We start from the raw sequence: 25,199 nt of genomic DNA on the forward strand, positions 1-25,199 counted from the left end.
TTTATCAAGAAAGGCAGAAGGCAGAAGGAATATTGCCCTCTGCCTTCTGCCTTCTTCACGCGATGTCTGGTGTTTGGTACACTAAGCTGATAATGAAGCTTTGACTTGACCAAAACGGCGATCGCGATTTTGGTAGCTCAACAAAGCTTGATGAAATGCTTCTCGATTAAAATCTGGCCAAAGAATATCGGTGAAATACATCTCTGTATACGCCATTTGCCACAAGAGGAAATTACTCAATCGCATCTCACCGCTAGTACGAATCAGTAAATCGGGTTCTGGAGTATCTGCCGTGTAGAGATGTTGTTCTATAAGACTTTCATTCACTTCTTGGGCGCTGAGTTCGCCTTGTTGTACGAGTTGAGCTACTTGACGGCAAACTCTGGTAATTTCGTTGCGGCTACCGTAATTGACTGCAACCGTAAAGTGGATTGCTTGATTGTTCAATGTCTCTATCATTGAACGTTCTATTTCTATCTGTAGAGACTTGGGTAAAACCGATAAATCTCCAATAAACGAGATGCGTACTCCTTCTTGATGCATCTGAGCTAACTCGCGGTGTAGTAATCGCTCAAACAAATGCATCAGAAAATCCACTTCTTCAACGGGACGCTGCCAATTTTCTGTTGAAAAAGCATAAGCTGTCAACGCTTTGATTCCCCAGTTTTTGCAGCAACGTAATAGTTCTTTGAGTGTCTTTGCTCCTTGGCGATGTCCAGCAATGCGTGGTAATCCTCGACTGGTTGCCCATCGTCCGTTACCATCCATGATCACAGCGATATGTTGGGGGATTTTTTGGGGATTTAAATCGGTGGGTAATTTTGATTTGTCATTTGTCATCTGTGATTTGTCCTTTGTTTTGACTAATTAGTTTCAAATAAATTTTGCAGATAGTCTGGTGTGAGGCTATTGTTCCAACTCCACAAGCGATGCATTGTGTAAGTGAAGGTGAAGAAGAGAGTTATTTTGTTGGTTAATGACCAAGCATTCCAGTTGAGGGTACCCATCATCCGCCGGAGAGTACGCATGAGGTTGTTACGTTGATAGTTTGGCGATCGCGTTTTAATCAGCGTGCGTCCAATTCGCATCAACCCAGTATCAGGGAAAGTCCAGACCCCAAACCCCCAGAATTTGGTCATGTGGTTAATTTCGTCTTGTGCTAATTCCTCTAGAACATCCTGGAGTGCGCCAGTGGTATGAGCCATCAACCAAATATAAAGACAGGTAGCACCGTATTCTGTGGTAATGCGATGTAAGCCGTGGCGATATAAGTCTTCTTTGGCGTCATCTGTGGGGAGATAGCTTCTAACTGTCCGAAGTTTGGGGGTAATTTTCTCGCCCGTTAATTGGGTGTAGATTTTGATTAATGCAGGTGTGTGCTGACGTTCTTCCTTTTCCCACAAACCAAGTTCCAGCAGTTCGCCATCTTTACCGACTGTTCCACCAACAAACCGAGCCATCTGAGGATGCAATTTTTCCAAATACTGCCGACTGGTTTGGGTATAGCTGCGAATCGGAGCTTCTGTATCCATCGCACCGATCAATATAGATAAAAATACCTCTGCGTCTAAGCCGATAATTTGATTGCGGTTAATTGTTTGCCAGTCGATGAGTTTCCAAGGACGCGGTTGAGGATTGGCAAACTGTAACGGTAAATCTTGCAGACGCTCGTGTAGTTTTTCGACTGCAATATATTTATCTATGAGGGAACGAATGCGGCGCTGTGTTTGCAAGTAATCAGGAATAGGATAGCTTTTACCTGCTAAGTCTTCTGCAATTGGGCTAAGGGTATTAAGCATATTTTTATACTTAAGTTGTTATCTCTATGCCCAATAGCCTAAGCGATCGCACTTCGTTTTGTCAGTCGGCTGAAGTCGGCAGTTTTATGTGATGCAGTTGCAAAAGTCGGGGAAAAAGTTGGTTATAGAAAATTTGGATTTCAAACCTCGCCCTTCTAAGACGACTCTACAAAGTTAGAAGAGAGAATTGCAGAGAATGTGACGAAATTGTTAGAACAAGGGTAGATAAAAGTTGAGTAACAGGATAAATCATGAACGCTTATAAAACATATATCACTATTGCAGATCCAAAGCAGTTAGTATTATCTGATTTACCATTTAAAGCAGGACAGAGAGTTGAGGTGATTATTTTGACAGACGATAATCAAAGGGTTACTTTAGCAGAAGAATTAAAAAAATTATTCCAAGAGATACAAGCAATACACGTAGATAATCCCTTGACTGATGAAGAAATATCAGCAGAAATTGAAGCTTATAGACGGGGAGAATGAAAGTTATTAAGGTTAGTTTGTGATGTGAGGGAATAACACACCGTACAAAACTTTGTCCAATAGCCTAAGCGATCGCACTTTGTTTTGTCAGTCGGTTGAAGTCGGCAGTTTTATGTGATGGGGTTGGAAAAGTAGGGAAAAAGTCGGATAGCTGCTAATTGATTCTAGAATTCTAGAACTAAAGTACCTTGTGGCAATCTGCTCCTAAAGGTATCTAGAGGCTAATAGCTAAAATTAGCTAAAGATTACTGGGTAAATTTAACCAAGATGTGTCTCCACCACGTCTAATTACATTAACTCTCAAGCCTCTTTCTTGCTGCAACTTTTGCGTTTCTTTTTGATTGAGTAAAAGCATCGGTGTAGGATCGCCAAATTCACCCAAATAAAATTGATAGCCTCTGTTGATAATTATTTGATTTATTTGAAATGCTATTAATGATGGATCGTAACTCCCAACAATCAAATGTCTAGAACCATCTATTTCAAAATCTACTATATTTTTGTAATAACGATGTATATTTTCATCTGGAGGTAAACTATCAAAATATTTGAGTAAATCTTTTTCTGAGTAAATTTTTCCGTGACATTCATTGATATAGTAACTTGTAACTTTATTAGGTGCAAAAAATCCTCTAGATATCTCAGCAACGCTTAGTAGTTGCCTTATACTGTCATTTATGCCCTCTATTCCACAGTAATCTCCATAAATTAAACCAAAATCTATTTCAAATACTCTTTGTATATCTAAATTTACAACAAACCAATCGTTTCGTTCATCAAAAAAACGCTCGTAGGTATTTGAATAACGTTTTTTGGCTAATTTTTTAACTTCATCTACTAATTGATAATTTGAAAAATCTTGATACTGAGTAAAAAACTCTATTTTACGATAGTATATTAAAATATTTAATAACCAATTGTTGGTATCCATTATCGTAAGTTTTTTTGAAGCTATAAAAATCCTTTTGTAATAATTTAATCCTCTGGCAGTTCTCCAAATTGTTGGCGGTATTGCTCAAGTTTTTTTTGCGCTAACTCAAGCTGTTCTTCTGGAGTTTGATAGCGATTTCCTTGTTGGTCATACCAATACAAAACCTGACGCTGGATATTACCAGATACGTATTGCGATCGCCCAATTCCCAAACCAATTTCTGGCATCCAAAATGGTTCACCAATTTGTAATTGATAGCTACCATCTACTAAGCGATAAACTTCAAAAGGTTGGCGGCGATCGCGTTGCCAATACTCTGGATTATAAATAATGTAGTACAGTACCCCTAACTTGGCATAAATGTCTAATTTTTTGTCGTATTCTCCACCCGGAGTTAAAGAGACAATTTCTAAAGCCAGGATAGGCACTATGTTATTTTCTTCCCAAACAACATAGCTTTTACGGGATTTATCCGCCTTGCGGCGTTCTACACCTAAGCTCAAAAATCCGTCTGGTACAATCGGCACAAGTGGACTAACCCCTGTGATATGGTAAACGCCCATATCCACACTGAAAAACCAGTCATTACGGTTTGCCCAAATATATTGCAGCAAAAAGAGAAGCAAATTGGGAATAAAGTTCTGGTCTTCGTTATCCACAGGGGTATCGTCTGAACAAGAAAGTTCAGCACTACTAGGCAATTGACGAGGGTCTGATTTCACCATAAGTAATGATGGTGCTGATGTTACCTAATGAGTTTTATTTTAATTAGATTAGAAGGCTTTATTCGGAAAAGTCGGGAAAAAAGTCGGATTTACAGAATCTTATCCGAAAACTTCAGCAACATAACTGTAGATTGATTTATAGTTGTCCTTAAAATCTGACCTACCTCTTCGTTACACAATGGACGCTGAAGCAGCATTAGCATGGTTAGATGCCATAATTCCCCCTCAGACTGGGGAACGGTTGAGCGATTTGCAAAAAGTGATTCTTGTGCAAGTTTGGTTGGGTAGAAAATACTTAGATATCGCCCATTCTTACGGTTGTACGGAAGGACACGCCAAGGATGCTGGTTCTCAGTTATGGAAGCTGCTTTCTAAAGTACTGCGAGAAAAGATTACCAAAAGTAATTGTCGCGCTACTTTGGAGCGAGTTCTGAGAAAAACTACTGCTATATCATCAAGTCTGATTGATTACTCGCGATCGCCCCACTACACCCCAAAATTAGAGGATACCAATTTTATTGGACGAACAGAAGCGATCACTCACCTGAATAATTTGGTAAATCAGGGATCAAAAGTCATTGTTATCCAAGGTGAGGGCGGTTTAGGCAAAACTACTCTAGCGCAGCAATATCTGCAAACTCAGGGGTTTGAGTTGGTTTTAGAACTGCTGATGGCGAAGGAAACGCAAAATATCACCCCCGCCGAACGAGTAGTAGAGGAATGGCTCAAACAAGATTTCGATCGAGAACCTGGGGTAGAATTTGGGGTAACTTTGGGACGACTCAAGCGCGAACTCCACAATCGTCGGATTGGGGTGTTAATTGACAATCTCGAACCTGCATTAGATCAACAAGGTGGGTTGATTGCTTCTCACCGCAACTATATAGAACTATTACGGGTGTTGGCTGATGCTAGAGTGCAATCTGTTACCTTGATTACCAGTCGCGATCGCCTTTGTGAACCTGGGCTAAATGTGAATCACTATCGGCTTCCTGGCTTAGATCAAAGCGCATGGCAACAGTTTTTTAGCAAGCGTGGGTTAACTATTAACTCACCAACTTTGCAAATCATGCATCGCACTTATGGCGGTAATGCTAAAGCAATGGGAATTCTCTGTGGTTCGATTCAAGAGGATTTCGACGGTGATATGGCTCTTTATTGGCAAGAAAATCATGCCGATCCGTTAGCAGCAACGGACTTAAAAAATTTAGTGGTTAGTCAAATCAATCGTCTGCAAGCCCTCGATCCCCAAGCATATCGCTTACTTTGCCGTTTGGGATGTTATCGTTACCAAGATATACCCACCATCTCATCTCAAGGGTTGTTTTGTTTACTTTGGAATGTCCCACCCGATCAACATCGCCAAATCATCGCCTCTCTGAGAAATCGGTCTTTGGTGGAGTGCGAGAAAGGTGAATACTGGTTGCATCCGGTGATTCGGAAAGAAGCGATCGCACGTTTACGCCCCAGCAATGAATGGGAAATTGCCAACCACAAAGCCGCAGAATTTTGGACAACTAGTGTTAAACAAATTGAAACTTTTAAGGATGCTTTGCAAGCTTTAGAAGCATATTATCACTACATAGATATTAATGAATTTGAGTTAGCCGGCAAGGTCATTTTAAAAAGCCGAAATAATCAATTGCAGCAGTTTTTACCTCTTGGTAGTACGTTGTATCGGATGGGTTTAATTCAACCGATACTTGCGGCAATTGAGCGAGTTGTTAACAATTTGGAAGATGACCAAAATCTCAGCGAACTTTATAATATATTAGGCGATTTATATTGGATAACAGGTAAAATTAGTCAAGCGATCGCTTGTCAAGGAAAGACTATTACTTTAGCAACGCAAGCACTCAAATCACTTGTACCTCAGCCAGAAAACAAACATACAGTTTACTATCTGAGGATGCTAGAGGTAGATTCTTTATTAAGTATTGGTCTTTCCAAGATAGATTTGTGGGAACTAGAGGCAGCCGCAAAGTTATTTCAACAAGTAATTTACTTAGCTCAAAATACCGAGCATCATCGCTGGGCAGAGAAAGCTTCAGTCTGTTTAGCTTTGGTGTATTCTTATTTAGGTTTGCGTGATGCCTCGTCTGCATTAGCAGATGTAGCTTATCAAAATATTATGAATGAAAAACTGGTAGAACAAACGGGAAGATTTGTCTATTTTATGCAAATTTTAGGTCAAACCTACACCAATTTGGGCGAATTTTCCCAGGCAAATCAGATATTCCATCAAGCTTTGACTTTTGCTGAAGAAAGTCACTATATGCAGGTAAAAGCAAAAACACTCAATGGTTTAGCAGAAATCCATCGACAACAAACAGATTTTGCATTAGCTCTCGCTAATCATACAGAAGCAATCGAACTTTTGGATAAAATAGGTGCTAAATGCGATCTGGCTGAAGCTTATTTTCAATTGGGTTTAACTAATCAAAAGATGTCAAAGCCTGATGAAAGTCAAATAAATTTTGCTCGAGCGATTCAACTATTTACTGAAATCAAAGCACCGAAACAAGTTGAAAAAGTTTTAAACTGCGCTGCTCAAATTTGTGTCACCAGTCGTAGATTGCGAACGATGTAAAAATCTTTGATTTACCAGCGTTGGATTTGAAGCGGATGTACCAGCTTTCTTGGGCTTAAATATGCGATCGCTCATCTCACATCCTCAAGCATATTTTTGAATCAAATTATACAATTTGTTTAGTGGCGATCGCTATCGACTAAAGTAGAAATTATTCTGTGCCAGCAGTAACTCTGTGTGAGCAAGACTTATAATCGTAGAAAGCTGAAATGAAAAATTGAGGCGTTCGCCTTACAGCCCTTTGGGCATCTTAAGTTAGATTTATCTTGTCAAAAGAGAAATTATTATGTCTTCTGCTCAAGATTTAGGAATAATTTTAGAAGACACACCAGAAGATGTTATATTTCCTCCTGGTGATTTATACAGTGATGAACCACCTTTGGAAACAGAACTTCACTTGCGGCAAATACTGCTGTTGATTCAGTGTTTGGAATGGTTATGGCAAGAGCGTCAAGATTTCTACGCTTGCGGTAACATGACTATTTATTACAGTCCGCGTCAACGCAAATCTGAGCAATTTCGAGGCCCCGACTTCTTTGTAGTTTTAAATACCCAACGCAAAATACGCAAAAGCTGGGTAGTTTGGGAAGAAGATGGCAAATACCCAAATGTGATTGTAGAGATTCTTTCTGACAAAACATCTGCTACTGATAGAGGGTTGAAAAAGGGAATCTATCAAGATATTTGGCGGACTCCTGATTATTTTTGGTTTGACCCGGTAAGTTTAGAATTTAAAGGATTTCATTTATTAGATGGTCGTTATCAAGAACTAGAAGCAAATGAAGCAGGTTGGTTATGGAGTCAGCAATTGCAGTTATATTTGGGAGTTTATCAATCGAAGTTGCGCTTTTTCACACCCGATGGACAACTGACACCCACACCAGAAGAAGTAGCACACCAAGAACAGCAACAGCGTCAACAAGCCGAGCAGCAACGCGAACAAGCCCAACAGCAACTTGCTCAAATGGAGTCCATGCTTGCTCGGTATCGGGAAAGATTTGGTGAATTACCAGAGTAATTTTGTTTGCTATGGTAGTTGGCGTAGGTATAGCCTGTCGTAGACATCGCTCACAAATTTTACAACCTATCTAGCTACCAGCATTTTCTACTAAGGTCATGAATTGCAATCCGCTTCTATCACCCAAACTTGGCTGGGTAACACCAATATGAGTGGTGCCAAGCATGTGAGTAATGTTGACTGCACTGGTACTCGCGTCAGAGGTCTTGTTTTAGAGGATGGAAGTGTTCTCAACGACGATCACGACTGGTGAGACCATTGTTAGTTGAGAATTCGCCAACAGGGACGCATTCAATCCTAAATTTTGAAAATCAGTAACATCCATTTCAAGATTGTAAAATCACATCCATCCCCCAACTTCCGCATCAGTCAAGGGTTTCTCCAACTTACTATATTCTGTTTGAGCTGCCCGCAATACGTGTTTCATCTGCACTGGTTCCCCAGCATCGGCAGCGAGGAAAGCGGCATTTAAGGCAATGTTACGGATATTTCCCCCAGCGACATTGAGCCGTGCTAGTTGCAGAGCATTTAAATCTGCGGTTGGGGTTTCGGCTGGAAAGACGCGCCGCCAAATCTCGGCTCGTTGCATTGTATCGGGGAAAGGGAACTGCACTACAAAGCGAATCCGCCGCAGAAAGGCTGTATCAATTGCACTCTTCAGGTTGGTAGTCAAGACTGCTAGACCTGGGTAACTTTCCATCCGTTGCAATAGATAACTAACTTCTATATTGGCATAGCGATCGCGGGCATCTTTGACTTCACTCCGTTTGCCAAATAAAGCGTCAGCTTCATCAAATAACAAAATCACTCCACCTTGTTCTGCGGCATCAAATACCCGACGCAAATTCTTCTCTGTCTCGCCAATATATTTGCTGACTACCGATGATAGGTCAATACGATAAAGGTCGAGGCGTAATTTCTGAGCCAGTACTTCTGCCCCCAAGGTTTTACCAGTGCCGCTACTACCTGCAAATAGAGCGCTGATTCCCAATCCCCGCGCACTCTTGCCCCCAAAACCCCAATTGTTATATACAGTACTACGTTGGCGCACATGAGCCGCAATTTCCCGGAGAACTTGTTTCTGTGCCTCTGGTAATACTAAGTCCTCCCAATCACCAGATGGCTCAATCCGTTGGGCGAGTTCATCCAAGCGTGGACGTGCTTGCACGCGGCAGGCATCCCATAAAATGCTCGTGATATCGCTTTCTGGTGTTTGTGCTAACTGTCCTGCGGCTTCTGCACAAGCAGCACGAATGGTTGCAGCACTGAGGTTAAACTGATCCACTAAGGTTTTGACTTGCCCATTCATTTGCGATGCACTCGCTCCTAATGCATCTTGCCAAACTACACTTTGTTCTTTGCTAGTTGGTTGATGTACGTCAAAATTAACTACTAGGCGTTGTGATAAGCCGATACGTTCCCGACTCGTAACTATTAAAAAGCCCTTTGTGCGTTCAATGAAACGAGCGATCGCATTCAGCCGCGCTGTATCATTAGTATCCAATTCGTTGCAGTCTATGAGTAAGGCACTCTTACTTAAAATCGTCTCGCGAGTCCATAGACGGATGAGATTATCTAATTCGCCGGGTGCTAAAGGAATGACTTGTGCAGGCATTACCCACAAGCTTAAACCCTGAAGTTGACAAATTGTCGCAGCAATGGCAAGTTTACTGGCAGTTTCACCATTACATAACTGGACAATTGGCAAGCTATTAACCTTGTAAGCTTGTGACCAAACCGCTGCTACTCGCTCTGCTAAATCTTGGTGTGAGGGTACTAAATCGCTAACCTCTGGTAATGGCTCAATGATACCAGCTAGCCGTTCGTCAAGATATTGGATACCCGTGAGATAATGTAAAATCCGCTCGTCAATTTTCAAGGGACTGAGAGTCAGGGCATGACCATCACCAATTTGAATTAACCGCCAATGACGTAAAGGAGCATTTGGAGCGATCGCATCCCAGTGGACGTTAGGTAAAGCTGCCAAAGCTAAACCCAAAGTTGGGTAAGCTCGTTGTGAATCGTCGTGAACTATAGCACACAATTTGGCAAAATCTCCATTTAATTCCATACCTGTACACAGCAGTAACAGATCGCGTTCAAAGGATGAAAGGTGAAACATTTTGCATATTCTCTCCAATGCTGATGGTGCAGGCATAGCAGCAGCCGTTTCCTGTAGCGCTTGCTGTAAATGCTCTTGGTTGTACTCTTCAGGTTGGTTTTGCTCTTTTGCCGTGTGATTTTCTAAAATACCACGCACCACGGCAAGAGCTGCTGATAGGTAGCGGTAGTTTGCCTCATCCCAATTGTGATTAATTGTCGTAGCATTCATAAAATTGTCACCTGTGGCGAATCATATTCCTCAAACTGATTCTTTTGCAGTGGACTTTCGGCCCCATCTACCCGCACCCGAACAATATAAGTTCCTGGCTTGACGTTTTTGACCGGAATCATGATTGCATCAGTGTCTTGAGTCGGTGGTGCAGCCAAGAAAGAGTAAGCTACTGGACTATCATCTGATACCTCATTGAGTAGCAAAACTACCCGCTGTGCCTTACCTACTTTGGGCTGGAATTTAACGGTAATTTCTGCCGTGCGTAAATTGTCACCGCTATTTTCTACTTGAGTGACGAATGCTGTAATTGTTGGATGTAAAACAAAAGCCGCAACGTTTGATTCAACTAGATGATTCGTTTGCTCTGCATTGTCCATTGTTAGATGTACAACTTGGACGCCCTGAACGCTGGCGTATAAATCTGGCGGTACTAACAAACTGATTTGCGTTTCTTTGACTTCTTGAGGTACTAGTAATGTCTCCGTATTACCGAAACGAACTCGTGTGATTTCCCCGCGTAACCGTTTACCACGAATTACTAATTTTGTACCTGCAACAATCATTTGTTCAGTTTTTGTCGGAGCTATAACTTGCTCTATATTCGGTTGAGACAAGGGCATCATGTAGAAACCTTCGGGGTTGTCAGATTTACTACTTTCAATCAATACCATTGATGCTAAATAGGTAGCTGAAGGTCGATAGTGTGTTTGTAAAGCAGACCATAACTTAGAAGTTTCTTCCATGTTAAAAAACTCTGGAGTCAGTTTTATCTGCCCAATTTGTTCAGCTAAATCGGATACAGACACACTTGCTACAGCTTGGGAAAAAGCACTTGAGGTATTGGTTGTAGATGCATTTATCAAAGTATTTTCAATAATATCAGATGTGATAGCTGGTGTTTTGTGTAATAAATGCATTGCATAGCCTAGTAAAAGCTCTGCCTGAAAATCCTTGGCTCCGTAAGCTGTTAATAAGTAGTGAAGGTCAAGAGCTAGTGGTGGAGTCGAAGAACGCGGGTTTCCATTAATACGTGAATGCCTGCTCCGAAATTCTTGAGATACCCAATCGACATTGCGATTCTGCGTCACTTGATAGAGAAAAAGGTTAATTTGCGCGCGCTCGTCAGCTTCAACTGAAATTCGATCGGGCGGTAGAGCAGTTACAATCACATCACCAACACTAGCAGCGATCGGATCGCTGACTAAACCATTTTCCAGCAAGACTTTTAGTACTGCTGTCACTGCGGCTATAGAGAGCACATTACTCATCCTCATTCCTCATGGCAATAGCAGATATTAATCATGTACGCCAGACTACATTAATAGAATATATTTTGCAAAACTTTAAGTCCTGTTGTAGCAAAGACTATCAGCACGGCAGATAAAAGCGCATTGTTAACTATTAGTACAGTACGACATAAATCCACCTACTATCTCAATTAAAAAGACTCATTAATAGTCAAAATTACCTTATTAAAAGTAGGAAATTTTCCACTCCAAGCTACTTAATGTACTTAAAAAGTAGAACTTTTAAAATATACTCTTAATTAAAATTTTAAAGAATTAAAACTACGGTACCTATGACTACTATCCCAGTTCTTAAAATGATCTTCCAATTTAATTTTTCTCCCAAAAAAATGACTGAAAACAATAAAACTAATACCAAGCTTGATTTATCAATTGGTGCAACAAGAGAAGCTTTTCCTGCTTGTAAGGCTTGGAAGTAAAAAATCCATGATAACCCTGTAGATACTCCCGATAATAATAAGAAAATCATGGTTTTTTGGGATATAGCTAAGATATTAACTACGTTTCCCTGAAAAAATACAATTCCCCAAGCAACTACTAAGATGACAACAGTTCGGATTGCTGTTGCTAAATTAGCATTCACATTTTCTATCCCAATTTTGGCAAAGATAGTTGTCAATGCTGCAAAGCCAGCTGACAATAATGCATATATCCACCATGTTGTGGTCTTGCTTTCCATCTTTGCCTCCTGATTCACTAGTCAAAATTAGCAGTGTAATTTAAGAAGAGTGTTAAATTTAATTACTTGTCTATCAAGTTTGACTTGCTAGGTTCGTAGTTTGCGCTCTACCGTTTCACTCTCTTAGTCACTCAGCACTACTGAAGCTGACGATAATCGTCGAACTTGCGCTAACTTAATATCAGGAACAAATTTCAACTGCTATAGGTCTTAAGTTTAAACATTTTATCAAATTTATCGCATTACTTAAGTTACTAATATGTTAAGCTGAGTATAATTAGATAATTACTAGTAGCATATATTACTAATATTCATCTAAGTTATGAAGCAATCATATTTGTAATACTAGTATTATCTCTGAATAAAGTTAACACTTAAAGTAACTAGGATGGGTTGCGCCAGATGAAATCCCCACCTTCTTCAAATTCTTGGAATGGTCGCTTCGTAGGTGATAACCAGCGATACCGTTTGGACAGACGGTTAGGCGGGGGTGGCATGGGAGAAGTCTTCCTGGCAACGGACACCCGTGTCGGTCAGCAAGTAGCGTTGAAGTTGCTCAAAGATACGCTAGTGGCATCACAAGAAATGAGAAAGCGTTTTGAGCGTGAGGTGGCAGTTTGTGCTGCTTTGCAAAGCGATCACATTGTTAAGATTAGTGATTGTGGTGTAACCCCGGAAGGTTTTCCATTTTACGTCATGGAATATTTGCGGGGGCAAACGCTTGGGCAATTACTACTGCGCCAAAAGCGGCTGTCTGTTGAGCGGACGGTGAAGATTATGGCGCAAGTTTGTAAGGGTTTACAGCTTGCCCATCAAGGAGTGACTCTCCAACGGGATGGCGGCAAAACTACTGAACATATTCAGGTAGTTCATCGCGACCTGAAACCAGATAATATATTTTTGATGCCGACAGATTTGGGAGAATGGGTCAAGGTTTTGGATTTTGGTGTTGCCAAAATTCGTGGTGAATCTTCAGAAAATTCCAATATTACAAATATAACTAGTACATTTATTGGTACATTTCGTTACGCACCTCCCGAACAAATCCAAAGCGATCGAAACCTGGACGCTAGAGGTGATATTTACAGCTTAGGGATTATCCTTTATGAAATGCTGAGTGCAGCCGATCCCTTTGGAATCAGCATTAAGGGTAGTCATGTTAGTGAAGCTTCTTGGGTATTAGCTCATGCTTATGAGCCACCAAAACCACTGCGATCGCAACCAGAGTGTGAGAATTTACCCGTACAATTGGAAGCGGTGGTAATGAAATGCCTCCAAAAAAACCCAGCTAACCGATTTGCAACGGTAGAAGAACTAAATCAGGCTTTGCAAGCTGCTGCAAAATTTGCCACAGAATCTAATATACCCGGAGAAATTACTGGGCGATCGCAACCTTTTTCTAATCAAGGTTCAAATCACGAAACTGTTGCCAGACAATCGAACGACGACACGATTCTACGTCCTCCATCTGCATACAATCAAGGCTCAAATCACGAAACTGTTCCCAGACAATCGAACGACGACACGATTGTGCGTCCTCCATCTGCTTCCAATCAAGGTTCAAATCACGAAACTGTTCCCAGACCATTTAACCCGATTAAACAAAACCAATCTGAGCAAATTGTTCCTCCCATTCAGGCTGGACAGACCGAAGGTTCAAATCACGAAACCGTTCCCAGACCATTTAACCCAGTTGAGCAAAATCAACAAAGTCCTGTGAATAATCCGAACGCCAACAAACCTGATGTGACGTTATATCAACCACGACCAGGATCTAATCAAGGTGGTCAACAAGTACCACCAGATAAAACGTTGTATCAACCACGACCAGGATCTAATCAAAATAGACCACCAGTTCCAGCAGATAAGACGTTGTTTCAGCCGCGACCAGCATCTAATCAAAGTAGACCACCAATGCAACCAGATGTGACGTTGTATCAGCCACGACCTGCGTCTAATCAAAGCAGACCACAAACACGAACGGATGACACTATTTATCAACCAAAGCTAAGTGAGCAGCTAAATACGAGAATTACTCCCAATTTCTTGCGAATTCTGGGAGTGGTGTTGGCTATTGGGCTGACTTTAGCAGTCGTAACCTATATATATACTCAATTGCAATCCCGTAAACAGCCAAACACCCAGCAAAATTTACCTAACAGCGATCAGCGCATTTAGAACTAATCAGCTAATCATTTATCAGTAAGTCAACTGAGGGGATCTACGAAAAAATAAGCTTTTCAGCTTTTAGATGACCCCCTTAGTTTACACTTCTTAACAAATTAACTATGTTCATCCCAAACTACAGGAAAGGAATAATCTGAAAACGGCGAGAAATCACGATTTTCGCTGCGTGTTTCTTCATCCAAAACTTTGACAACTTTGTTATAAATGTCTTGTGCTTGTTGCGGAGAATCACCGATACTGGTTAATCCCACCTTGCCAAACTGCGAAAGGCAACCCATCAGATGAAACACTGTACCCGTTTCTGTACCACTATCGAAGTGTAGTCTGTGGTGAGCGATGATATCCATTAAATCATTAGGTAATAATCCCTGATAGCGCTCTTTTTGCAGATTATCAGTGGCAATGTAATATTTGGGACGACCTTGTTGACTATAAAATAAACCCGTAGAAAGGTCATAGCGGCCGTTCGTTAATAATTTCAGGGTCATGAATGGATGAGTTGTACCGCCTTTACGTAGGTTAATTTCGATCGCCTGAATATCCCACTCTCCGTTACCCTTGTCAACGGCAATAAAATCTAATCCAAATCGCTCTAAAGTGCCTTTCTCTGCTAGTTTTTTGCCAACTTGAAGTCCCAATTGCTGTAATTGCAATCGATATCTTTCATCAGCAGGAAAGCGACAACCAAGGTAAATCTGACCGTCTGGGCCTCCAAGAATTTGGTCGTGAGTTGAAAGGATTTCCACTTCGCCCTGAGGTGTGATCCGTCCTTGGACACTGGGCGATCGCTTAATTTCTCCTTCCACAAATGCTTCTGCGATTACCCCTAACTCAGGCATTTTTACCAAAAAACTATCCCAAGTTTCTTGTTTTGCTTGAAAGCGCATCGTTGATAAGCGATCGCTAATTGCTGCTATCCTTTCGGCATGAGTACCACTGTTTGGTGCTAAATTCTCAATCGGTCTAAGATCCAGCAATGCATTCCCCTCTCCAGAAATGCCCTCGTTGAGTTTTACTACTACCCGTTTTAATGTTGGTTGGCGTTCCCACAAATCAACGGTAGCTTCTGTCAAATCTTTGTGGTTCCAAACTTTTTCGCTGCCATCTGGATGCGTTACTCCGCTTTCTTTGAAGATTTGCCGACTACCACTTTTTGTTCCCCAAATCTGTAAATCTGGTGCAGCAGCATACAGTGGTACACCTAATTTTAAAGACAATTCGCCTTCCCAGTAGGAAGAGTTGTAACAGATCATAAATGATTTGTCTAGCCTCAAAGATTGATGAATCCGTTCTAGCAAACGGGGGCGTTCTAAAATCTTTTGGCTCAGAGGTTTAAAAGAGGAATCGTAAGTAGAAAGTAGCAGTAAGCGATTGCGAGCATGAGAAAAGGGAATTCCTGGCAACAGTTGCAGATAATAATCAATAATACTAGGATGCAGTGGTACTGATGTTACATAAATCAGTCGAGTCTGGGGATTCTGCAACCGAATTAAGGAAAATAGTAATCTTTCTTCATAATGTTCGCAGCCTTCGATTTTTTGGAGTTCGCCCTGGTCGATACTCAAGGAGGGAATAATTAAAATATCTGCTTCACTATTGTCAAATAGTTCGCTCGTTTTCCAGCGATCGCGCAGGGTTAATTGTAAGTGCCGAAACTTTTCAACTTGTTCTAACTCGGAAATATTTAATATTGCCATAACCCCTGCCCTCTAATGATCTCAATGTAGCGCACCACGCACCCTTTTGGAAAATGTATAGTCGCTGTGTCAAGATTCAGGTAGTTTTGTAAAAAATTTCCGGAAGTCCGCAAGGATCGCTCAAACTAAGCAACTCGCAGAATCCCGATTTTTTTAATTTATTTTCCGCCTTAAGGTTGAGCTAATTGCAGCTTAGTTTACCTCTAGGGGGCGATAAATTACAGCAACATAATAGTTAACTTGAAAGCAGATGAAAAAGATAAATTCTTCATCAGATGAGGGTTGTGTAATTATTTTTCATGGTCAAGCGTGAGAATAAATTAAGTTGTGTACAGTTGGTAGGAATAAGTAAGTTTGGCAAACATCTAGGATATAAATGCCTAAAATTGCAAATGACTAATGAGAGTTAAAGCAAAAAATAAACCTTGGGTTGAATTTTCGATCCAAGGTTTAATTATGAAATAGGGAATAGGAGAAATGGGAAAAATGAGTTCAATCAATGCTCAATGCCCCATTTCCAATGCCCAATTCAGTATTCAATTACCAAGGTAAAACAGATGGCTAAATCAAAAGAGCAAAAAGAGAAAAAAGAGCAGAAATCGCAACCGCCACAGCAACAAGAAACACCAGGTGTTGAATCAGAAATGACACCAAAACCCAAAGCCGATGATGCTCAGTATCGGGGTAGTGGGAAATTACAAGATAAAGTAGCATTGATTACGGGTGCAGATAGTGGGATTGGTCGTGCTGTTGCGATCGCATTTGCAAAAGAAGGCGCAGATGTGGCGATCCTTTACCTTAACGAACACGATGATGCCAAAGAAACAAAACATTTGGTAGAAAAACAAGGGCGTCGTGCAGTAACCATTGCTGGTGATATTGGCAATGAAACTTTTTGTCAGCAAGCCATCCAACAAACAGTTGGTGAATTTGGCAAACTTGATATTCTGATCAATAACGCCGCTGAACAACATCCGAAAGAAACTATTGAAGAAATCACCGAAGAACAACTAGAGCGAACTTTCCGCACTAATATCTTCTCGATGTTTTTCATGACTAAAGCTGCACTCAAGCATTTACAAGCGGGCAGCGCTATCATCAATACCACATCGGTAACAGCTTATAAAGGTAGCCCACAGTTACTAGATTATTCCTCTACAAAAGGTGCGATCGTTGCTTTTACTCGCTCCTTATCAAAAAATTTGGTGTCTAAAGGAATTCGCGTTAATGCCGTTGCGCCAGGGCCAATTTGGACACCTTTAATTCCCTCAACTTTTCCTGAAGAGAAAGTTGAAACTTTTGGTAAACAAGTACCAATGGAACGAGCCGGACAACCAGAAGAAGTTGCTCCTAGCTACGTATATTTAGCCTCTGATGATAGTTCTTATGTCTCAGGACAAGTGTTACATGTTAATGGTGGAGATGTGATCAATGGTTAAGTAGAATAGTTAGGAATTACTCAATTTTGGATTTAAGGTTTTGGATTTTAGGTTTTTCTTTCAACCCAAAATTTAAAATCCAAAATTGCTATAATTTGCAATCATAATTTTTTATTTTTTTATTCTTAACTCCACCCTTATGGTCATCCATTGGAGGGATGATTTAATGTGGAAATATTGATAATCTGTCTAACAGCGTACATTTAAGAAATAATAACTACGTTTATGGCATCTCTTACACCACTGCATGGCACAGAACTAGTAGATTGTGCTAGAGCAAATGCCCAGCAAGGAATTGAAACTGCTGCTCATCAATGTGGCTATGGTCAAGACCTCAACAAATTTGCCCAAGAACTAAGGCAAGCTTGTGAAGACATGAATTTACAAGTGAAAGAACTTAGCGGATTGATTACTGACCAGGACATGATACTGCAATTGGGTACTGGCGAAATTGTTGCTCCAGATACGGAATCAGAATTGTAAAAGTTAAGTTAGTCATTTGTCCTTTGTCCTTTGTCCTTTATTATTTGTAGTGTGTTATTCACTAATGACTAATCACCACTGACTCGTTTTCATAACTTTAAAATTATCCGTGCCAAATTGAAGTAGATCAAAACACCTACGACATCAACTGCTGTAGTAATGAATGGTGCTGACATTAATGCCGGATCTAAACGCAGATAGCGAAATAGAAACGGCAGTGCTGAACCGGAGATCGAAGCCAAAATGGAAATAGCTACCAAACTAGTGCCTACAGCGATCGCTACTTCCAATCGCCCTTGCAGAAAATAAGCCCAAACAGTAGCGATCGTACCTAACATTCCTCCCAATAATGCCCCAGCGATCGCTTCTCGGCCGATTACCTGCAATACACCAAGCGATCGAATTTCATCGGTATTCATCCCGCGAATCACCACTGTAGAAGATTGTGCGCCTACATTACCTCCAGTACCAGTCAACAAAGGGATAAACGCCGTCAGTGTCACCACTTTTGCTAAAATATCTTCTTGCGACTTAATAATTGTGCCCGTGACAGTATTGGTTACAAGTAAGACCAATAACCAGACAACCCGCTTCCGAGCAATTTCCAGCAAATTCATTTGAAAATAGTTGTCGCCACCCGACTGCACACCACCCAAGGCATAGATATCCTCGGTGGTTTCTTGTTGGAGAATATCAATCACATCATCCACCGTAACAATACCTACTAAAAGCTGTTCTCGGTCTACCACAGGTACAGCCAAAAAATCATATCTTTGAATTAATCTTGCAACTTCTTCTTGGTCTGTATCAGTGTAGACAAACACCACATCACGGGTCATAATTTCGCCAATAATTTGCTCAGGCTGAGACGTTACCAATTCTCGCAACGATACAATCCCCGTTAAGCGCCTTGCCGCATCCATGACATAAAGATAATAAATCATCTCACTGGCATTAGCTAAGTTACGAATTCGCTCTAGAGCTTGAGATACTGTCAAGTTTTCTTTCAGCGAGATTAACTCTAGCGTCATAATTCGCCCAGCTGTATCAGCTTCATAACCCAATAGTTGGGCTGTAGCTTGACGTTCTGCTGGACTCAGTTGTTCTAGCAAGCGATTGACGACTTTTGCCGGTAATTCATCAAATAACCTAGCTCGGTCATCCGGCGACATTTGATCGACAATATCGCAGACTTCCTGGCTTTTAAGTTCTTCAATTAACCGTTCTTGAACACTGTAATCGAGATATTCATAAACCTCTATAGCCTCATCCTTAGAAAGCAAGCGAAAAGCCAAAGCGTGCATCGCTTCTGGCAAACCCTCAATCGCCTCAGCAATATCCGCAGGCTGTACGGGTACGAGAATAGATTTTGCCCCCTGCAAGTCTCCTGCTTCTAGAAGCATTTGCAGCTGAGTCCGCACTAAATCTCGCAATTCCCTGCGTGAAAGATTCTGGATGGTAGAGTTTAAATTGTTTGTCTCAGTCAAAGTCCACTTTCCTCAGCCAGTTTGAACAAGGTTGCTGCCCCTAGTCTAGGGGAAAGTGGGATGTGCAACGTCAAACTTGTAATTTTTCTGACTTGGAGTAAATTGAAAACTTTTGTAAATCAACGAAAGAGTAGGGTTTCGGACGCTGACAATTCTTTGCTCGCGGCGTCTGGTTGGCGTAGCCTCTCATGGAGAAACTGTCGCGTAGCGATTCGCAGGATAATCCACCCGCAACAAAGTTACTCAAAAAGTACGATTATTTCTTGATTCCAGCAGATTGTGTTTCCTAGCTTAAATGCAGGAATGGTGAGGCTCTTGCAAAAGTTTTTGCTCCACTGATTTTAGGTTATTACTATATTTCTGCTGGTTCTGGTAAAAATACGTAAAGTAATAGTCAAAATGAAGTATAGATAAATATTAATTGTTCAAATCTTTAAATATAAAAATTTTTCTTTACCAAACTTTTATATAGTTAATAAATCTGTAGAGAAAACACCTTAAATTATCCGGTACTTTAGCAAGTTATATTTAAAAATCATCAAAACTTTTATATTCCTTTAAATAAAGATATATCAATGTGAAATTTAAACAAAGTTCTATAAACAAGATAGACATAACACTGCGATCTATTGTCAAATATGTATAAGTAAAAGAATACTTAAGTAATATATGTAAAGTTATTAAATTTGACTAATTACGTATGTACGTGCTTTTCTTGGGCATCGCTTGCCTCAACGAATATGCATCTACATATCAGTGAGATTAGAGGCTCTCAAAAATTCATAAGTTTGTTGAACGAAAACAAAGGTCAATATGTTCTTCAACTAATTATTCATAATTAGCAATTACTAATATATATATTTATAAGTCAATCACTGATTAGCTTATCAATATATTTATATCAAGCTTTATGATGCATTTTTTGGTGAAAATATTCATCAATATCAAACTAATCCTGAAACATTAATTATGACATCAAATCAAAACCTATCAACATCTGTAAGTTCAGTAATTACTACTAAATCATCTCTAGAAAGCATTGATCAAGGACAAACCAGCATTTCTGCTCGGTCTAGCCTACTCTCTCAAGGAGATGGACTCAAGGCAGAGTATTACGACAACATCGACTTCACCAACCTGAAGGTAACTCGTACAGATCCGACGGTGAACTTTAACTGGCGCGCTGGTTCTCCTGATCAGTTGATTGATGCAGATACTTTCTCAGCGCGCTGGACAGGTCAGGTAGAAGCCAAGTACAGTGAAACTTACAACTTTTACACCACTGCTGATGATGGTGTGCGACTGTGGGTGAATGGTCAACAAATCATCAATCAGTTTATCGATCAACCTGCCACCGAATCCAGTGGCTCGATCGCACTAGTTGCAGGTCAAAAGTACGATATTAAACTTGAGTACTATGAAAATAAATCCAATGCCGTTTCTCAACTGCGTTGGTCAAGCACCTCTCAGGCGAAAGAAATCATTCCCCAGTCCCAACTGTATAGTAATGTCAGCACACCTAGTAGTGGCAATGGACTCAAAGGAGAGTACTACGACAACATCGACTTCACTAACCTGAAGGTAACTACTACAAATCCGACGGTGAACTTTAATTGGGGCGCTGATTCTCCCGCTCCGTCGATTGATGCAGATACCTTCTCAGTGCGCTGGACAGGTCAGGTAGAAGCCAAGTACAGCGAAACTTACAAGTTCTACACTACTGCTGATGATGGTGTGCGACTGTGGGTGAATGGTCAACAAATCATCGATAAGTTTATCGATCAACCTGCCACCGAATCCAGTGGCTCGATCGCATTGGTTGCAGGTCAGAAGTACGATATTAAACTTGAGTACTACGAAAATAAAGGCAATGCCGTTTCTCAACTGCGTTGGTCAAGCACCTCTCAGGCGAAAGAAATCATTCCTCAGTCTCAACTTTATTCACCACTTCTTCAGACCACTATCACCTTAGGCTCGTCTTCGATGACTGTGAACGAAGGCAGTGATAGTGTTACCGTCAAACTACTTAGGACTGGAGATGTAAGTGGTACATCTTCAATTAAGTATGCGACTATAGCTAATACTGCTACAAAAGGAGTTGACTATGGAAGTGAAGGCATTGAAAGTGCTGGAACACTGACTTTTGCGCCGGGACAAAGCAGCACGCAGGTATCCATTCCGATCAATGATGATTCCTTGATAGAAGCAGATGAAACCTTTAATTTTGTCATCGATCAGGCAGAGGGGGCAACACTAGGAGTCCAAAGAACTCTCGCAATTACGATTCAAGACAACGATCGCTCTGGCCTCGATTTCAGTCAGCCAGTAGTTAATGAGAGTGACGGTACTGCTAAGGTGATAGTTACACGGGGCAACGCTTCGGCGGCTGCTAGCGTCAACTACATAACCCAAGATGGGACTGCTAAAGCTGGATCTGATTACCAATCTGTATCTGGAAACTTGAATTTTGCAGTTGGACAAACCAGTAACACAATTGTTATCCCCATTCTGAATGACAACGTTGGGGAATCAAATGAAACATTTGCTTTGAAGTTCAGTAACCCAGTTGGAGTGCAGCTAACTAATCAACAGACAAGTATCACTATTATTGATAATGACTCTGGTAACTTTGCTTTAGATACAGTAGCTTCTGGTTTGAATCAACCCACAGCTTTTGAATGGGCACCTGATGGTAACAGCATGTTCATTGCCCAGAAAAATGGGGTAGTGCGAGTCATGAAAAACGGTAGCTTATTGTCAACACCATTTACTGATATTAGCAAAGAGGTAAATGATACGCGCGATCGCGGTCTATTAGGCATTGCCGTACATCCAGATTTTGGCAAAAGTCCAAACGGCAACAACTATGTTTACCTGTTGTATACCTACGATCCACCAGAAACTAGTGTAAACAATCCTAATAATAATCCCAACAGCACATTAGACGATCCCGATCAGAATGGGAATCGTACTGCACGCCTAAGTCGCTTTACAGCTGACCCCAACACTAATTACACTACTGCTATTGCTGGCAGCGAAGTTGTACTACTCGGCATAAATGGCACTTGGGCAAATATCAGCCATCCAGATGGAAATAGTACAAATGTTTCACTTGGCTATGCACCATCAGGAATTCTCAACAAAGATACTGGTAAGCCGTTTACCAGCTTACAGGATTATCTTAATAATCTCGATAAAGTCCAAAATGTCCAGAATTTTATAGCTAATGATAGTGAATCTCACTCAGTTGGTTCTGTGCGTTTTGGTACTGATGGTTCTCTATTTGTGAGCTTAGGAGATGGTACTTCCTACAATGGGATAGACCCGCGAGCAATTCGCGTCCAGGATAAGAATAATCTGTCCGGTAAGATTCTGCGGATTGACCCGATTACTGGTAAAGGCTTATCAAGTAATCCTTTCTACAACGGCGATCCTAATAGCAATGTTTCCAAAGTTTATGACTTCGGTCTGCGTAACCCCTTCCGTTTCACAATTGATAAAAAGACCAATACCCCCTATATTGGCGATGTTGGCTTAGGTACTTACGAAGAGGTGAATGTCGGAAAACCAGGGGCTAACTTTGGCTGGCCATTCTATGAAGGTGGCCTTGATGCAAATGGTAATATCATCAGTCTGAAACAACCATCCTACGCTACTTTAGATGCAGCAAAAGCCTTCTATAATAGTGGCTCATCTGTTACAGAACCATTGTACACTTACAAGCATTTTGGTTCTAATTCAATCCTCGTGGGTGACTTTTACACAGGTAATACTTTCCCTGATATCTATCAAAATGCCTTATTCATTGGTGATTTCAGTCAAGGAACTATCGATGCTTTGATATTAGATAGTCAGGGCAAAGTTACCTCAGTTAAGCAGTTTGCTTCCCAAAAGGACAGGCCTAATCTCGGACTGCCTACACAAATCACTACTGGCCCTGATGGTAATCTGTATTACGCAAACTTGACTGGAGGCGAGATCGATCGTTTCCGACCTGTTTAGAGATAAATACAGTTAAGAATCAGTAACAAAACCCTGATGTAAAGACGCGATTTATCGCGTCTTTAAAGACCAATTATCCTTAACCCAAACGTATTGGTTTAGAGATGACATAAAAGTTATCAGTTATAGCAATCGCCAAGGTAGTTAGGACGTAAGTTTCAGCTTGTCGCTTCAGCCATAAGTCTATGGTGTTGCGACTGATATTGAACTGTAGCCTCGTGCTTCGCTTTTCTTCAAACCATCGAGTTCGATGGCTTGGATCACCTTTTGACGAAGGTCGTAACTGTAGGGTTTAGGCATATATAGCGATCGCTCCACAGGAAAAGGGACTACTTACAGTTTATGCTCATTTCTGCTCAAACCGCCTTGGCGATTGCTATACCTATGACTAGTAAGGAAGAATTAAGAAGTGTTGCTTCAGAAATACCATTATTTAATAATATTGAGCAAAAAGAAACATTTTTGTTTGTGATAGGGGCGTTATTTTCAAGAGTTATTAGTTTTAAAAAAGCCGCAGAACTCATGGAAATAGAGCCTGATGTCTTTCTTCAGCTATTAGATTTGATGGGGCTGAAATTTTCCTACTTGACTGAACAAGATATCGCTATATAAAAGGATTGGTAGCGTGTGTGAAGGTTGTTTTGAACTCTTCTCAATTAATCTTTTTATCACCTCTGGAATTTCTCGATATTTTTCTAAATTCTGCCGATGACTTTTATTTACCAAATTTTGTTGCAGAAGAAATCAGTGCTAAATCTGATGCAGCGAGTCAACAGGTAAAAACTTTAATTGATGCCGAGAAAATATTAGTCAAATAAATTCAATTACTTTCCTTAGCCAATCGTCTAAATATGCGATTAGGAAAAGGAGAATCGGAGGCTATTGGTTTAGGCACTGAATTACAAACAGATTACATAATTTTAGATGACTTCGCAGCCAGAAAAGAAGCAACTCGACTGGGATTAAATGTTAAGGGAACCTTAGCAGTCATTAAGAAACTTCAGGTAGATGGCAAAATCACCATTAGTAGCACAGACCAATTGTATCAAGATATTCTGGCAATGAATTTCAGAGTCAAGCGTTGGCGTAGCCCGCCGCAGGCATCGCTCTTTGATGCCATTTTTTCAGATTAGATGCAGAGTTGGCGGGAGTGACTTCAGGGTTGACGTTAGTGGCTTCAGGGTTGACGGTAGTGACTCCAGGGTTGACGTTAGTGGCTTCAGGGTTGACGGTAGTGACTCCAGGGTTGATGGAAGTGGCTCCAGGGTTGACGGTAGTAACTCCAGGGTTGACGGTAGTGACTCCAGGGTTGACAGGAGTGGCTTCAGGGTTGACGGAAGTGGTTTCAGAGTTCGTTATGATCGCTTAATTATAAAAACTCATTGCCAGCAAAGCAATCTTCGATAAAGAGCGATCGCTCTTGAACACCATTTTTTCAGACTAGATGCAGGGTTCGTCTTTGTTTGGTGCGATCGCTTAATTATAAAAACTCATTGCCAGCAAAGCAATCTCTAAGTCTTGTGAGCTTTACTCGCTCTGACAAATAAATCTTTTTGTTTTGCCTATAGACGCAAAGAAGACCACAAAACAACTACTTTTAGTCGAATAATAATGTAAAAAAAGTTTACAAAAAGTTGCATTGCGGGATTGTGTTGAAGTAAAAACGCAACCCCAAAGTATTCACTTCGCTGCTTCTGGTGGTAAACCAAGCTTGGCAAGAAAATCAATCTTTGTCGTATTTTGTATACTCCCCGTTTTTAGCAGATTGAACTTGCTCAGGAGTCAGCTTTTTGGCATTCCTGAGGTCGGCATTGCTGAGGTCGGCACCGCTGAGGTTGGCATTGCTGAGGTCGGCATCGTCGAGGTAGGCACTGCTGAGGTCGGCACCGTCGAGGTTGGCACCGCCGAGGTAGGCACCGCCGAGGTAGGCACCGCCGAGGTTGGCACCGCTGAGGATGTCAAAGATGAGGTTCGCAAAGATGAGGTTGTCTATGATGAGGTTGTCTCTGATGATGATGTCACTGAGAAG

At 41.0% G+C, this 25,199-nt stretch carries 22 protein-coding genes and 1 pseudogene; 12 read left to right on the forward strand and 11 right to left on the reverse strand.

The window, feature by feature from the left end:
* Positions 1-81: 81 nt before the first annotated feature.
* Both ACFE93_RS15400 and ACFE93_RS15405 read right to left on the reverse strand, forming a co-directional pair.
* Positions 82-840: an isoprenyl transferase gene (locus ACFE93_RS15400; RefSeq protein WP_375474113.1), complete on the reverse strand. Its 759-nt coding sequence runs from the start codon at positions 838-840 to the stop codon at positions 82-84.
* A 23-nt stretch (positions 841-863) separates the two neighbouring features.
* A complete protein-coding gene (locus ACFE93_RS15405) occupies positions 864-1,799 on the reverse strand; it encodes a ferritin-like domain-containing protein (protein ID WP_375474114.1) in 936 nt (311 codons plus the stop codon).
* 251 nt (positions 1,800-2,050) lie between these two features.
* On the opposite strand from ACFE93_RS15405, the gene ACFE93_RS15410 reads away from it, so the two are divergent.
* The gene (locus ACFE93_RS15410; protein ID WP_375474115.1) at positions 2,051-2,290 is read left to right on the forward strand and encodes a hypothetical protein; all 240 of its coding nucleotides are present in this window, start codon (positions 2,051-2,053) and stop codon (positions 2,288-2,290) included.
* Positions 2,291-2,528: 238 nt separating this feature from the next.
* Here the strand turns inward: ACFE93_RS15410 and ACFE93_RS15415 are convergent, their stop codons facing one another.
* Together ACFE93_RS15415 and ACFE93_RS15420 are read right to left on the reverse strand one after the other, a co-directional pair.
* The gene (locus tag ACFE93_RS15415; protein ID WP_375474116.1) at positions 2,529-3,221 is read right to left on the reverse strand and encodes a hypothetical protein; all 693 of its coding nucleotides are present in this window, start codon (positions 3,219-3,221) and stop codon (positions 2,529-2,531) included.
* Positions 3,222-3,265: 44 nt separating this feature from the next.
* Positions 3,266-3,946 (reverse strand): Uma2 family endonuclease, encoded by a 681-nt coding sequence (locus ACFE93_RS15420; protein WP_375474117.1) that lies wholly within the window; start codon positions 3,944-3,946, stop codon positions 3,266-3,268.
* A 178-nt stretch (positions 3,947-4,124) separates the two neighbouring features.
* Between ACFE93_RS15420 and ACFE93_RS15425 the strand changes: the two genes are divergently transcribed.
* From ACFE93_RS15425 to ACFE93_RS15435, 3 genes are all read left to right on the forward strand, one after another.
* Positions 4,125-6,536 (forward strand): tetratricopeptide repeat protein, encoded by a 2,412-nt coding sequence (locus ACFE93_RS15425; RefSeq protein ID WP_375474118.1) that lies wholly within the window; start codon positions 4,125-4,127, stop codon positions 6,534-6,536.
* Between the two features lie 286 nt (positions 6,537-6,822).
* A complete protein-coding gene (locus ACFE93_RS15430) occupies positions 6,823-7,554 on the forward strand; it encodes a Uma2 family endonuclease (protein WP_375474119.1) in 732 nt (243 codons plus the stop codon).
* A 103-nt stretch (positions 7,555-7,657) separates the two neighbouring features.
* Positions 7,658-7,807, forward strand: a complete 150-nt coding sequence (locus ACFE93_RS15435; protein WP_375474120.1) for a hypothetical protein — start codon at positions 7,658-7,660, stop codon at positions 7,805-7,807.
* 87 nt (positions 7,808-7,894) lie between these two features.
* On the opposite strand, the gene ACFE93_RS15440 is transcribed toward ACFE93_RS15435, so the two are convergent.
* The 3 genes from ACFE93_RS15440 to ACFE93_RS15450 all read right to left on the reverse strand — a co-directional run bounded on the left by ACFE93_RS15440 (position 7,895) and on the right by ACFE93_RS15450 (position 11,875).
* Positions 7,895-9,886, reverse strand: a complete 1,992-nt coding sequence (locus ACFE93_RS15440) for an ATP-binding protein (protein ID WP_375474121.1) — start codon at positions 9,884-9,886, stop codon at positions 7,895-7,897.
* Complete coding sequence (locus ACFE93_RS15445; RefSeq protein WP_375474122.1) at positions 9,883-11,157, reverse strand: DUF4255 domain-containing protein; 1,275 nt, start codon at positions 11,155-11,157, stop codon at positions 9,883-9,885. Before ACFE93_RS15445 ends, ACFE93_RS15440 begins: the two co-directional genes overlap by 4 nt.
* Positions 11,158-11,443: 286 nt before the next feature.
* Positions 11,444-11,875, reverse strand: a complete 432-nt coding sequence (locus tag ACFE93_RS15450; protein WP_375474123.1) for an EamA family transporter — start codon at positions 11,873-11,875, stop codon at positions 11,444-11,446.
* Positions 11,876-12,277: 402 nt separating this feature from the next.
* Between ACFE93_RS15450 and ACFE93_RS15455 the strand changes: the two genes are divergently transcribed.
* On the forward strand, positions 12,278-14,053 hold the full coding sequence (locus ACFE93_RS15455; RefSeq protein ID WP_375474124.1) for a protein kinase: 1,776 nt from the start codon (positions 12,278-12,280) through the stop codon (positions 14,051-14,053).
* A gap of 104 nt (positions 14,054-14,157) precedes the next feature.
* On the opposite strand, the gene ACFE93_RS15460 is transcribed toward ACFE93_RS15455, so the two are convergent.
* Positions 14,158-15,759, reverse strand: a complete 1,602-nt coding sequence (locus ACFE93_RS15460) for a peptide ligase PGM1-related protein (protein ID WP_375474125.1) — start codon at positions 15,757-15,759, stop codon at positions 14,158-14,160.
* A 557-nt stretch (positions 15,760-16,316) separates the two neighbouring features.
* On the opposite strand from ACFE93_RS15460, the gene ACFE93_RS15465 reads away from it, so the two are divergent.
* Both ACFE93_RS15465 and ACFE93_RS15470 read left to right on the forward strand, forming a co-directional pair.
* Positions 16,317-17,198: an SDR family oxidoreductase gene (locus ACFE93_RS15465; protein WP_375474126.1), complete on the forward strand. Its 882-nt coding sequence runs from the start codon at positions 16,317-16,319 to the stop codon at positions 17,196-17,198.
* A 225-nt stretch (positions 17,199-17,423) separates the two neighbouring features.
* The gene (locus tag ACFE93_RS15470; protein ID WP_375474127.1) at positions 17,424-17,681 is read left to right on the forward strand and encodes a hypothetical protein; all 258 of its coding nucleotides are present in this window, start codon (positions 17,424-17,426) and stop codon (positions 17,679-17,681) included.
* An 89-nt stretch (positions 17,682-17,770) separates the two neighbouring features.
* On the opposite strand, the gene mgtE is transcribed toward ACFE93_RS15470, so the two are convergent.
* Positions 17,771-19,168 (reverse strand): magnesium transporter, encoded by a 1,398-nt coding sequence (gene mgtE, locus ACFE93_RS15475; protein WP_375474128.1) that lies wholly within the window; start codon positions 19,166-19,168, stop codon positions 17,771-17,773.
* A 969-nt stretch (positions 19,169-20,137) separates the two neighbouring features.
* Between mgtE and ACFE93_RS15480 the strand changes: the two genes are divergently transcribed.
* A complete protein-coding gene (locus ACFE93_RS15480) occupies positions 20,138-23,170 on the forward strand; it encodes a PA14 domain-containing protein (protein ID WP_375474129.1) in 3,033 nt (1,010 codons plus the stop codon).
* Between the two features lie 154 nt (positions 23,171-23,324).
* Here ACFE93_RS15480 and ACFE93_RS15485 read toward each other — a convergent pair.
* Positions 23,325-23,470 (reverse strand): annotated as a pseudogene (locus ACFE93_RS15485) (IS630 transposase-related protein); the annotation flags it as partial.
* 42 nt (positions 23,471-23,512) lie between these two features.
* Here ACFE93_RS15485 and ACFE93_RS15490 point away from each other — a divergent pair.
* The 4 genes from ACFE93_RS15490 to ACFE93_RS15505 are packed head-to-tail and all read left to right on the forward strand — an operon-like array spanning position 23,513 to position 24,539.
* Positions 23,513-23,782, forward strand: a complete 270-nt coding sequence (locus ACFE93_RS15490) for a hypothetical protein (protein ID WP_375474130.1) — start codon at positions 23,513-23,515, stop codon at positions 23,780-23,782.
* A 29-nt stretch (positions 23,783-23,811) separates the two neighbouring features.
* Positions 23,812-23,988: a hypothetical protein gene (locus tag ACFE93_RS15495; protein ID WP_375474131.1), complete on the forward strand. Its 177-nt coding sequence runs from the start codon at positions 23,812-23,814 to the stop codon at positions 23,986-23,988.
* A 33-nt stretch (positions 23,989-24,021) separates the two neighbouring features.
* The gene (locus tag ACFE93_RS15500) at positions 24,022-24,303 is read left to right on the forward strand and encodes a hypothetical protein (protein ID WP_375474132.1); all 282 of its coding nucleotides are present in this window, start codon (positions 24,022-24,024) and stop codon (positions 24,301-24,303) included.
* A 17-nt stretch (positions 24,304-24,320) separates the two neighbouring features.
* The gene (locus ACFE93_RS15505; protein ID WP_375474133.1) at positions 24,321-24,539 is read left to right on the forward strand and encodes a hypothetical protein; all 219 of its coding nucleotides are present in this window, start codon (positions 24,321-24,323) and stop codon (positions 24,537-24,539) included.
* Between the two features lie 354 nt (positions 24,540-24,893).
* On the opposite strand, the gene ACFE93_RS15510 is transcribed toward ACFE93_RS15505, so the two are convergent.
* Positions 24,894-25,187: a pentapeptide repeat-containing protein gene (locus ACFE93_RS15510; protein ID WP_375474141.1), complete on the reverse strand. Its 294-nt coding sequence runs from the start codon at positions 25,185-25,187 to the stop codon at positions 24,894-24,896.
* Between the last annotated feature and the right edge of the window lie 12 nt (positions 25,188-25,199).

The organism is uncultured Nostoc sp. (assembly GCF_964247315.1).
Classification (GTDB): domain Bacteria; phylum Cyanobacteriota; class Cyanobacteriia; order Cyanobacteriales; family Nostocaceae; genus Nostoc.